The sequence below is a fragment of the Enterobacter sp. Crenshaw genome (assembly GCF_024734705.1).
Lineage (GTDB): Bacteria > Pseudomonadota > Gammaproteobacteria > Enterobacterales > Enterobacteriaceae > Enterobacter > Enterobacter asburiae_B.
Genome location: NZ_CP102932.1, coordinates 3315829 through 3327819, shown reverse-complemented (window position 1 = coordinate 3327819; position 11991 = coordinate 3315829). Strand labels below are relative to the sequence as shown.

The 11991-nt window shown below is 53.4% G+C and carries 11 protein-coding genes; 9 read left to right on the top strand and 2 right to left on the bottom strand.

Annotated elements, in window-relative coordinates; all coding sequences use genetic code 11:
* Positions 1–3 precede the first annotated feature (3 nt).
* Complete coding sequence (ypdK, locus tag NWV12_RS15810; RefSeq protein ID WP_099458937.1) at positions 4–75, bottom strand: membrane protein YpdK; 72 nt, start codon at positions 73–75, stop codon at positions 4–6.
* 357 nt (positions 76–432) lie between these two features.
* Positions 433–1353: a kdo(2)-lipid IV(A) palmitoleoyltransferase gene (gene lpxP, locus NWV12_RS15805; RefSeq protein WP_024907634.1), complete on the bottom strand. Its 921-nt coding sequence runs from the start codon at positions 1351–1353 to the stop codon at positions 433–435.
* Positions 1354–1365: 12 nt separating this feature from the next.
* Between lpxP and NWV12_RS15800 the strand changes: the two genes are divergently transcribed.
* The 9 genes from NWV12_RS15800 (at position 1366) to NWV12_RS15760 (ending at position 11889) form a co-directional block, all read left to right on the top strand.
* Positions 1366–1506 carry a hypothetical protein gene (locus NWV12_RS15800; protein ID WP_162531704.1) on the top strand — a complete coding sequence of 47 codons (141 nt, stop codon included), beginning with the start codon at positions 1366–1368 and terminating at the stop codon, positions 1504–1506.
* Between the two features lie 631 nt (positions 1507–2137).
* The gene (tssB, locus tag NWV12_RS15795) at positions 2138–2635 is read left to right on the top strand and encodes a type VI secretion system contractile sheath small subunit (RefSeq protein ID WP_033146135.1); all 498 of its coding nucleotides are present in this window, start codon (positions 2138–2140) and stop codon (positions 2633–2635) included.
* Positions 2636–2667: 32 nt separating this feature from the next.
* A complete protein-coding gene (tssC, locus tag NWV12_RS15790; RefSeq protein WP_101744636.1) occupies positions 2668–4212 on the top strand; it encodes a type VI secretion system contractile sheath large subunit in 1545 nt (514 codons plus the stop codon).
* An 18-nt stretch (positions 4213–4230) separates the two neighbouring features.
* Positions 4231–5568 (top strand): type VI secretion system baseplate subunit TssK, encoded by a 1338-nt coding sequence (gene tssK, locus NWV12_RS15785; RefSeq protein WP_101744635.1) that lies wholly within the window; start codon positions 4231–4233, stop codon positions 5566–5568.
* Positions 5565–6218, top strand: coding sequence for a type VI secretion system protein TssL, short form (gene tssL / locus NWV12_RS15780; protein WP_101744634.1), 654 nt, complete (start codon positions 5565–5567; stop codon positions 6216–6218). Before tssK ends, tssL begins: the two co-directional genes overlap by 4 nt.
* A 3-nt stretch (positions 6219–6221) precedes the next feature.
* A complete protein-coding gene (locus tag NWV12_RS15775; protein ID WP_199767212.1) occupies positions 6222–7946 on the top strand; it encodes an OmpA family protein in 1725 nt (574 codons plus the stop codon).
* A gap of 5 nt (positions 7947–7951) precedes the next feature.
* The gene (hcp, locus tag NWV12_RS15770) at positions 7952–8443 is read left to right on the top strand and encodes a type VI secretion system effector Hcp (RefSeq protein WP_023325816.1); all 492 of its coding nucleotides are present in this window, start codon (positions 7952–7954) and stop codon (positions 8441–8443) included.
* A gap of 157 nt (positions 8444–8600) precedes the next feature.
* Positions 8601–11234 (top strand): type VI secretion system ATPase TssH, encoded by a 2634-nt coding sequence (gene tssH / locus NWV12_RS15765; protein WP_101744633.1) that lies wholly within the window; start codon positions 8601–8603, stop codon positions 11232–11234.
* Positions 11235–11259: 25 nt separating this feature from the next.
* A complete protein-coding gene (locus tag NWV12_RS15760) occupies positions 11260–11889 on the top strand; it encodes a hypothetical protein (protein ID WP_101744632.1) in 630 nt (209 codons plus the stop codon).
* The last annotated feature ends 102 nt before the right edge of the window (positions 11890–11991 follow it).

The following is an 11991-nucleotide window of genomic DNA, read 5'->3' as shown; positions in this document are numbered from 1 at the left end:
TCACTAGATCATCAGGGCAAAGGTTCCGGCCCAGACTAAAACAATCACCGAAATGCCCATAAAGAAATATTTCACGTTTCATCGCTCCGCGTATCTTGTGGTACGCATTTAAAAACAGAGTCCACCTGATTATAGAGAACTGAAATCCGGTCAAAACGGAAATGAGAATTTTCCCGTTATGCCGTTAACTCCAGCTCAGAATTCTGTGCTTTCCTGTTGCCAGACGGCGCTAATGTACGCTTAAAAATGAGGGGTGACAAGAGGGATTTTTTTAAATAATTTCCGTCACTTACGAGTGTCGTGGAACGGCGACAGTTTGATTTCACTTCGCAATAAATTCACTTTGGGCGACGCATTAAAAGATAGTTACTCAGCGGGAAGACAGGTGATTGAAAAGGTTAGTTTCTTAGCGAAACTAACCTTCATGAAGGGCTAAATATAGAGCGAGGCTTCGCCAAGAGGGCGGGTTTTGAAACGACGATGCATCCACAGATACTGCTCTGGCGCGCGCATGATTTCAGTTTCGATGACTTTATTGATAAACGCTGCCGCTTCGCACTCGTTTTCCGGATAGTTAGCCATTTCAGGGGAGATGTGCAGGCGGTAGCCTGACTTATCTGCTTTTCTCACCATCGTCACGGTCAGCATAGAGGCACCAGACAGACGCGAAATGACAAAGGTGCCGTTAGTCGTAGCAACGTCTTTCACCGCAAAGAAAGGCGCAAAGCTGCTGCCTTTACGTCCATAATCCTGATCGGGGGCAAACCAGACGGCCTCTCCTTTCTTGAGAGCACCGACCATACCGCGCAGGTTATTACGGCTGATCATCGCCTTATTGGAACGCATACGGCCTCGCGTCTGCACCCATTCCATAAGCGCACTGTTGTGCGGTCTGTAGGTTGCCATCATTGGCTGGCAAAGCCCCATCACGCGGCCGCCCAGCTCCAGCGACATAAAGTGAACGCCGACGACCATCACGCCGCGTTTTTGCATCTGCGCGCGTTTAAGGTTATCCAGGCCTTCCACGTCAAACCATTTGCGGACACGTTCATCTGGCCAAAACCATGCCATGCCGGTTTCAAGCAGCGCCATGCCGATAGACTTGAAGTTTTCAGCGATGAGTTTCTCACGCTCCTCTGCATTGTACTGCGGAAAACAAAGCTCAATATTTTTACGCGCGATGGATTCGCGACGTTTCAGGAAAACGCGGGAAGCGCTGCCCAGTTTTGACCCCAGCAAGCGCAGGACAGGGTACGGAAGTTGAACCAGCAACCAGAGTACGCCAAGGCCAAACCATGTAAACCAGTAACGCGGGTGTAAAAACGCACGTTGAAATTTGGATTGAGACAAAATAGTAGAACCTATGTGAAGCCTGTAAAGGTAGCGCAGAGTTTGCGATACGACGTGCCGATAAGACCGTTCTTCAAGGTGATGGTTGCAGGCTTTACCGAACTTTACGGCGGCGTTGCCTGGCCACTGCTGATTTGGGCGGGCGGCGTAATGTAGCACCGTTATACGATATGTGCTATTACTCGTTTTTGATTAAAAAAGCGGCGATCCGGGAGGTGTTTGATTTTACACTGTATAAACTCCAGAAGGGAGAGCAGTTCTCATGCCTGAGAGGAGAACTGAAGTCTTTGCGCAAAGAGGAGTGGGCCGACAAAAGAGCAGCAGTGTTTATTTTCGGACCCGCATCTACATTTTATTTTCCTTCGAATAATAAATAAGAATTTTCTTTGTGAAAATTCTTATTTATTATTCATGTTATCAATCAATTCGTCACTCTTCTTCATTCATTAACCTCTGTCATTTATCTGCTTGCAATAACCTGTTGCCGTTCTTTCATCTTTTTTTAATATCATGTTGTGATGCAAATCAAAACAAGATGGTTTTATTAGCATCTCTCTGGCTGCGATCCTTTTTACGGTGCAAATATTCGCTTTGTGTGAAAAAAGCAGTGTCTTTCCCTGAGCTGAACGGATAATCCGTAATAATATCTTAGTGGAAAATTCTTAAGAAATTTCTCATTGCGGATAAATGATCTGTGTATTTGATTTTGCATCGATCATTATTCTAATATTGCGCATCAAGAACGATACCGTGAAGTTGGCGTAGCAAAAAAAAGAGGGATGATGAGATGGCTGACAGTTTTCAGAATGAGGTGCCTAAGGCACGTATTAACCTGAAGCTTGACCTGCATACAGGCGGGGCAAGCAAGAAAATGGAATTACCGCTGAAATTACTGGTTGCGGGTGATTTCAGTAATGGGCAAGAGTCTGCTCAAATATCTGAGCGTGAGAAAGTTAACATCACGAAAAATAATTTCGACAGTGTTCTTTCTGAATACTCCCCAAAACTTAATCTAACCGTTAAAAATACGCTCTCTGATGATGGTGGTGAGGAAAATGTTCAGCTGACTTTCCAGAGCATGAAAGATTTCACGCCAGAGCAGGTGGCTGCTCAGATACCGCAGCTGAAGGCGATGCTGGCGATGCGCAACTTGCTTCGCGATCTGAAGGCCAATTTGCTGGATAACCAGACTTTCCGAAAAGAGCTGGAAAAAATCCTTCTGGACCAGTCCCTTAGTGCTGAACTGAGAAATGAACTATCCGCACTGGCATCAAGAAAATCGTAACCATCACGCTGTTTTAACGGATTAATCAAGGAATGCTCATGTCTGTACAAAATAATATTGCCGGTAGTGAAAGCGTGGTGCTGGAACGTCCTGCTGCGGGTGGGGTTTACGCCTCCCTGTTTGAGAAAATCAATCTGAATCCTGTCTCTGAGTTGAGCGCGTTAGACCTCTGGCAAGATGCGCAGGCGATGTCAGATGCAACTGCTGATGAGCGTCTGACTGCAGGTATGCAGGTCTTTCTGGAATGTCTGACCAAAGCAGGCGCGAAGGTCGAAAAACTGGATAAAAGCCTTATCGATCATCACATCGCTGAGCTCGATTACCAGATCAGCCGCCAGCTGGACGCGGTTATGCACCATGACGAGTTTCAGGCGGTCGAAAGCCTGTGGCGTGGGGTGAAATCACTGATTGATAAAACAGATTTTCGCCAGAACGTGAAAATTGAGCTTCTGAGTATGTCCAAAGAAGACCTGCGGCAGGACTTTGAAGATACCCCGGAAATCATCCAGAGTGGTCTGTATAAACACACCTACATTGATGAATATGATACTCCAGGCGGCGAGCCGATTGCGGCACTGATTTCCGCTTACGAGTTTGATGCTTCAGCGCAGGATGTCGCTCTGCTTCGCAACATCTCCAAGGTATCCGCTGCTGCACATATGCCGTTTATCGGCTCAGCAGGCCCGAAATTCTTCTTTAAAGAGTCCATGGAAGACGTCGCGGCGATTAAAGATATTGGTAATTATTTTGACCGCGCAGAGTACATCAAGTGGAAATCGTTCCGCGATACTGATGACGCTCGCTACATCGGCCTGGTCATGCCGCGCGTATTGGGACGTTTACCGTATGGCCCGGACACCGTTCCGGTTCGCAGCTTCAACTATGTCGAAGAAGTCAAAGGTCCCGATCACGACAAATACCTGTGGACCAATGCATCGTTTGCCTTCGCGTCCAACATGGTGCGCAGCTTTATCAATAATGGCTGGTGTGTACAAATCCGTGGCCCGCAGGCTGGTGGTGCGGTTCAGGACCTGCCTATCCATCTGTACGATCTCGGTACCGGCAATCAGGTAAAAATCCCGAGTGAAGTGATGATTCCTGAAACCCGTGAATTCGAATTCGCGAATCTGGGGTTCATTCCTTTGTCCTACTACAAAAACCGTGACTACGCGTGCTTCTTCTCAGCCAACTCCACTCAGAAACCGGCGCTGTACGACACCGCTGATGCGACGGCTAACAGCCGCATCAACGCCCGTCTTCCGTACATCTTCCTGCTGTCGCGTATCGCCCATTACCTGAAGCTGATTCAGCGCGAGAACATCGGTACCACCAAAGACCGCCGACTGCTGGAGCTGGAGCTGAACACGTGGGTCCGCAGTCTGGTGACCGAAATGACCGATCCGGGCGACGAGTTGCAGGCTTCTCACCCGCTGCGCGACGCGAAGGTGGTAGTGGAAGACATCGAAGACAACCCGGGCTTCTTCCGCGTGAAGCTGTACGCCGTGCCGCACTTCCAGGTGGAGGGCATGGACGTCAATCTGTCGCTGGTTTCCCAGATGCCGAAAGCGAAATCGTAAGGCGAGAGGAAATCAGGGATGAAAATTTACCGCCCGCTTTGGGAGGATGGGGCCGCTCTGGCCCCGCAACAGTTCCAGCAGCAGGTTCGCTGGAATGAGCACGTTGCCGACATGGTCGCCCGGATGGGTATTTCTCATCCCTGGGGCGTGGTTGCGGCAGAATTTGATGATGCTGCACTGGCGCTCTCTCGCCTGAATGCCATCCGTCTGGTGGTACGCTTTCAGGACGGTACTCTTGTGGATACCGACCTGGCAGATACGCTTCCTCCGGTCTGTGACTTGTCTGTTGCAGCCGGCAGTGAATCTGTTGAGGTGGTTGTCGCACTACCGCTGCTGAGTGCCAGTGGTGGCAACCTGGATAACGGCCAGGACAGTGAGCGTCCGCGTCGCTGGAAAGCGGAGCGTGTGGTAGTGCAGGAACTGGCCGGGTATGAAAGCGGGGAGTTGGCCATTCTGCGTAATGCGCTAACCTTGCGTCTATCCAGTCAGGAAAACACGGCATACCTGACCTGTCCGGTGGTCCGTTTGGTGCGCAATACGCAGGGGCAGTGGAGCCGGGATCCGGCTTTCATTCCGCCAATGCTTTCCATTTCTGCAAGCCCGCCGCTGACCATCGAACTGGGTGACCTGCTGGTTCGTCTGCAGGCCCGCCGCCGTCGCCTGATGACCATGCGTCGTGAAAGCAATGAGCGGATGGCCGACTTTGCGGTCGCGGATGTGTCTCTGTTCTGGCTGCTGAATGCCCTGAACAGCGCCGAGCCGGTGCTGACGGAACTGCTGGAGACACCGGCTCGTCACCCGGAATTGCTGTACCGCGAACTGACTCGTCTCGCTGGCAGCCTGCTGACCTTCTCACTGGAGCACGATGCCGGGGACATTCCTGCTTATCAACACGATGCACCGGAACGGGTATTCCCGCCGCTGCTGGCACTGCTCGATAAACTACTGGAAGCGAGCCTGCCGTCGAGGGTGGTGAGTATCCACCTGGAGCATCAGGACCAGATCTGGAGAGGTGCCCTGCACGATGCGCGTCTGCGCGAAGGTGCTGACTTCTACCTATCCGTACGCTCCTCTATGCCGAACCATGAGCTTCAGACGAAATTCCCGCAGCTGTGTAAGGCGGGCAGCTTTGAAGATGTTTCGGATGTGGTGAATGTGGCTCTGAGCGGGATGGTTATCAAGCCGCTGACCCATGTGCCGACCGCTATCCCGTTACGTCTTGAGAACCAGTATTTCTCGCTGGATCTGAGTAGTGAGGCAGCGCGGGCGATGCTGGAAGCGGGAAGCTGCACCTTCTATACCCCGCGCTCACTGGGGGATGTGAAACTTGAACTCTTTGCGGTGCTGCGCACATGAATACATCAGAAATAAGTCAAATTGAGCGTATTTTCTACCCCAGCTGGCTGATGGCCAGCCAGCTGCGGGGTGGACAGGAGGTTCGTGACGGGGAAGGTCTCTATCGTCGGGCCTGCCGTCTGGTGCAGGAGGCAAAAGCGGCGCTCACGAAGGCTGGTTACAGCGACATCAGCCGTGACCATATGGTGTATACCCTGTGTGCACTGCTCGATGAGAGCGTGATGAATCGGGGAACCACCGATGATGGCTACCTGATCTGGCGCCGGGACCCGCTGCAGGCACACTTCTTTGGCACCCTCAATGCCGGTGAGGAACTGTGGGAAAGGATCCGAAGCCTGCTGAAAGAAACTGCGCCTGATACCGCTGTCCTGACCTGTATGTATCGGACTTTGCAACTGGGGTTCGTCGGTCAGTATCGCGCTCAGGATGATGAGCGTCGGGAAGATATTGTTCGCGCTCTCGCAGAACGGGTGCCCACCTTCACGCTGGCACAAGACGCCCCCATCGTTGCCCGCGCATCGCGCCTGCGCAGCGGCCGTCGCTGGTACTGGCTGAGCTGGGTTGTGGCTGTCGCCGCCCTGGTTGCGCTCTGGTTCTTCCTTTCGTCTTCGCTTACCGAGCTGGTAAGCCAGATCGTCAGGCCGGAGTAAGCGATGCGGGATACGTACCGAAGTCTGTTAACTGCCCTGGGTACCGTACTGGCGCTGTGGCTCATTCTGGGATTCTGGCCCTTGTCCTCAGGTAGTCGTGTGGCAATCAGCCTGCTGGTTGTTCTGATGTCCGGGGTGATGTTATGGCGTCAGCGTCGGGCTACTCAGGCACGGGCGGCCGCTGTCCGGGATATTGTGGATGAAAACCTGCCGCCGGAAGATTTTCAGGGGGCGGTGATCCTCGCATGTGGCGACAACACTCCGTTGTTTGCGTCCGGCTTCCATCGCCGGGAAACCCGGCAAGGTTGGTATCTGCGGGTGAAGGATGCGGAACAGCTTCCCCTCTTTGCGCAGCACCTGAGTTTGATGCGTCCAGCCCTGGCGTCGCAAATCTCCGTCATGCTGGCGGCGGTACCTGAACAGCACACTTCCGGCGATGATTTTACCCAGTCCCTGCGGGGCTGGCAGCGGGCTGTCGTGCAGTGCCGTGCGGCATTTGGCACGATCCCACCGCTGTGGACCGTGACCTGGATATCGCCTCCTGTGGCCTGCGCGGAAGCTGAACCCGTCTGGTTTAGCACAGTCAGCCCGCGAAGCGGCATTCAGGTGTATCAGCCCGGTCAGGGCAATGTGTCACTGACAGAGTGGATCCGGGAGAGTGGATCTGACGGGCGTCTTTCGCGTCTGAGTCAGGGGCTGTGGCTGGACAGCCTACTTGCGTGGCAGAACAGCGCAGTCAATGACCTGCTGTCGGTGCGCCAGGGCGAACTGCCGGTGATGAAGCCTTGTGTACAGGGCATGTGCATAGTGCCGGTGAGCGGTATCGAGGGCAATCTCTGGCAGCAGCATATCACTACCGTGACGGCGCTGCCACCAGATACCGTTGTGACCACCGAACCACTACCGTTGCCTGAACTGCTGCTGCCGGCGCTGCCGCGCCGACGGGGCGTCAGCCGCAGAATGGTGTTCTGGCGTTACGCCGGGTTTCTGGGCGGGATTTTCCTGGCACTTGCCATGCTGGCATCTTGGATGAACAACCAGCGTCTCATCCGTAATGTGGGCGATCACCTTGCGTTGTATCACCAACTGACGGGAAAGCCTGTGGCACCGAAACTGCGCGCACAGCAGCGCCTCAGAGCCGATGGCGCATTGCTGAACGACTGGGCGCGTCGCGGGGAGCCACTGCGTTATCGCCTGGGTTTGTATCAGGGGCTGCGCCTGGTGCCGCCTGTTGAGGCCGCCGTCAGCGACTGGGCCCCACCGCCGCCGCCGCCACCGGTCATCAAGAAAATCATTCAGGGTCCGAAAACCCTTCGTCTTGACAGCATGTCGCTGTTCGATTCTGGCAAGTCGGCGCTGAAAGCCGGTTCGACCAAAATGCTTGTGAATTCTCTGGTCGGCGTGAAGGCGAAGCCCGGCTGGCTGATTGTCGTGTCAGGGCATACCGATAACACCGGCAATCCGCAACTAAACCAGGCGTTGTCTCTGAAACGTGCCGAAGCGGTGCGCAGCTGGATGCGTGACACCGGCGACGTGCCGGAAAGTTGTTTTGCGGTGCAGGGCTATGGCAAAAGCCGCCCTGTCGCAACCAACGACACCCCGGAAGGGCGTGCGCTTAACCGCCGTGTCGAAATCAGTCTGGTACCGCAGGCAAATGCCTGTCAGATACCCGGCAAACACATGGCGCCATCGCAGGATGATGGCGTCTCAGAAAATAAAACGGAGTAATTAACATGGCAATTCCTGTTTATCTTTGGCTGAAGGACGACGGCGGCGCGGACATCAAAGGGTCTGTTGACGTTCAGGATCGTGAAGGCAGCATCGAAGTGGTTGCACAGGAGCATAACCTGTACATCCCGACCGACAACAATACCGGCAAGCTGACCGGCACCCGCATCCACACGCCGTTCCTGTTCACGAAGGAAATCGATTCCTCCAGCCCGTACCTGTACAAGGCGGTGACCACGGGTCAGACCCTAAAATCCGCTGAGTTCAAGTGGTACAAAATCAACGACGCGGGCCAGGAAGTGGAGTACTTCAACACCAAACTGGAAAACGTGAAGGTAGTGAAAGTGAATCCTGAAATGTATGACATCAAGGATCCTTCTAAAGAGAAGCACAACCACCTTGAACGCGTTGAACTGCGTTACGAAAAAATCACCTGGACCTACAAAGACGGCAACATCATTCATTCCGACTCCTGGAACGAACGCGCCACGGCGTAATCCTGATGCGGGCAGGTTTTCCTGCCCGCAGTTTTTGCTGAATGCCTGAGATGCGGGCACTCAGCAAAGAAAAAACAATCTGCCTGCCTGACCTTATGCGCTTTGGTGAACAGCGAGGGGCGGTAGCGTGCCCAGGAACCGACAAAGAGAGAATCTCATGGAAAATCCAGCCATCCTGTTACGTCGTCTGAACCCTTACTGTGCCCGTGCGATGGAAGGCGCGGCGTCGCTCTGCCAGACCCGCGCCCATGCGGAAATTTTGCCGGAGCACTGGCTGCTAAAACTGCTGGAGCAGGGGGAAGGTGACCTGACGGTGTTGGCGCGTCGCTATGAATGGGATATGGATGGCATCTGGCAGGATTTGCTTGGCTGGCTCGACAGACAACCTCGCTCCGTGCGCCATCGCCCCCAGCTGTCTGATGCCATTCAGACGCTGATGCAGGAAGCCTGGATGATTGCCTCCCTTAACAGCGAAGAGCACATTCGCAGCGTCCATCTGCTGATGGCCCTGGTGGAAAAACCAAAACTGGCACGTTGTGACGGCCTTTGGCCGTTGTTAACGCTTGCTCAAAGCCAGCTGGAGCGCCTGCGGCCTTTGCTGGATGCGCAATCGGATGAACGTCTGGAAATGCAGCGCGAAGCTGAACTGGCGCAGAGCCATGGTGGTGAAATGGAATTTGTCGGGCGTCCGGCTGGTGTGGAAATGAAAGAGGGGGAACTGAGCCCTGCACTGCAGAACTCGCTGGATAAATTCACCCTCGATGTCACTGCCAAAGCGAAGGAAGGGAAGATCGATCCTGTGTTTGGCCGCGATACAGAAATCCGCCAGATGGTGGACATCCTTTCCCGCCGCCGTAAAAACAACCCGATCCTGGTCGGCGAGCCGGGCGTGGGGAAAACTGCACTGGTTGAAGGTCTGGCGTTGCGTATAGTAGAGGGTAATGTGCCGGAATCCCTCAAAACGGTTACCCTGCGCACCCTTGACCTGGGTCTGCTGCAGGCTGGCGCGGGCGTGAAAGGCGAGTTCGAACAGCGTCTGAAAAACGTCATCGACGCGGTGCAGCAATCGCCTGTACCTGTTCTGCTTTTTATTGATGAAGCGCATACCATCATTGGCGCAGGTAATCAGGCGGGTGGTGCAGATGCGGCCAACCTGCTGAAACCGGCGCTGGCGCGTGGCGAACTGCGTACTATTGCGGCCACCACCTGGTCTGAATACAAACAATACTTCGAGCGTGACGCCGCCCTGGAACGTCGTTTCCAGATGGTAAAAGTGGATGAGCCTGACGATGACACTGCCTGCCTGATGCTCCGTGGCCTGAAATCCCGCTATGCCGAACACCACAATGTGCATATCACCGACGATGCGGTTCGTGCGGCAGTTACTCTTTCACGTCGTTATCTGACCGGGCGTCAGCTTCCTGATAAAGCGGTCGATCTGCTGGACACCGCTGCCGCTCGCGTGCGTATGAGTCTCGATACGGTACCGGAACAGCTAACCCGCCTTCGCGCGAGTATCGCTGCGCTCGACATGGAGAAGCAGGGGTTACTGGAAGATATCGCCATTGGCAATCAGTGTCATGCCGAGCGTTTGAGCGAGATTGAGCAGGAAGAGGTGCGCCAGATAGTGACACTCGACGAACTGGAAACCCAGTACGGTCAGGAGATGAAACTTACCGAGCAGCTACGCGAAAGCCGTCAGGATATATCACGCCAGCGTGAGACTCACAGGCTGCAACAGGAGCTTAACGAGATGCAGCGCAGCAACCCGCTGCTCTCCCTGGATGTGGATGTCCGCACCGTTGCCAACGTGATTGCCGACTGGACAGGCGTGCCGTTGTCATCGCTGATGAAGGACGAGCAGATCGAACTGCTGACTCTGGAAAATGAAATCGGTAAACGTGTGGTTGGGCAGGATGTGGCGCTTGAGGCTATCGCCCGACGTCTGCGTGCGGCAAAAACGGGTCTCACCTCCGAGAATGGCCCACAGGGCGTATTCCTGCTGGTGGGACCGAGCGGGGTGGGGAAAACCGAAACCGCGCTTGCGCTGGCCGATGTCATGTACGGCGGTGAGAAGTCACTCATTACGATTAACCTCTCAGAATACCAGGAGCCGCATACGGTTTCCCAGCTGAAGGGCTCACCTCCGGGTTACGTCGGTTATGGCCAGGGAGGGATCCTGACCGAAGCCGTGCGCAAGCGCCCGTATAGTGTGGTTTTGCTCGATGAAGTCGAAAAAGCCCACCGCGACGTGATGAACCTGTTTTATCAGGTGTTTGATCGCGGCTTTATGCGTGATGGCGAAGGGCGTGAAATCGACTTCCGCAACACCGTTATTCTGATGACCTCCAACCTCGGCAGCGACCACCTGATGCAGTTGCTCGACGAACAGCCGGAGGCCAGCGAAGGCGATCTCCACGAGCTGCTGCGTCCGATCCTGCGTGACCACTTCCAGCCCGCGTTGCTGGCCCGCTTCCAGACCGTCATTTACCGTCCGCTGGCGGAAGCGGCCATGCGTACCATCGTGGAAATGAAGCTGTTACAGGTTAGCAAGCGCCTGCATCGACACTACGGCCTGACCACGCACATTGATGAGAGCCTGTATGACGCCCTGACTGCCGCCTGCCTGCTGCCGGACACCGGCGCACGCAACGTCGACAGCCTGCTGAACCAGCAAATCCTGCCGGTGCTGAGCCAGCAACTGCTCACGCACATGGCCGCGAAGCAGAAGCCACACAGCCTGACGCTGGGCTGGGATGACGAAGAAGGGATTGTGCTGGCGTTTGATTAACTGGTTTATCTAAAGGGTAGCAATTATGGACAGCGCAAAAGAGATTGCCAAAGATATGCTTGAGGCCATTCATATCGATGGGTCTGGGTTTATCGGTGCTGTGGCGAAAGGTGTTATTTCCTTACCCATTAGCCTTGCCTATCTTGGCTATGATTTTATAGATACGGAACACCGCAGAGAGAATCAGGATGATAAATTTCGGTTAGCAGCACTGGTTAAAAAAGTAACTTTTAACGATGAGGTTATTAAACCATTTATAGATGATTTTGTTTCTCATGTAGACATGCATAAAATTTCAAATTTTTCAAGAAATATATCTGGAAGTGTTATAGATAAAATGATGTTCTCGCAGTTTACGGGGGTTAACCTCGGAAGGGCGATTATATCTCAAGGAGTTGGTGCCTTTTTTTCTGGTTCTGTTGCTGGTGGTGTATTGGGAGTTGGCGCTGAAGCATCAAGATCTATTTATACATCACGGTACTTGCGTGAAAGAAACCCCATAATGTATGAGAAATTAAACAGTATGGGTGATTTTGATCTTTTTTATTATCTTGTTGAGGACATTGTTAGGCCTTATGAGACGGCTTGCGAAATTGCAAAGATAAATTCTGAAGAGTTTAATAATGTCTGCGAATACTTCTTTGGAGGTTTATGAATATAAAAGATTTTATACTTATCATTGTTTCACGGATCGTAGCCAGTATCGGGATGACACTAGGAACTATCAGTATGATTTACTCTTTCTACTGTTTCTTTT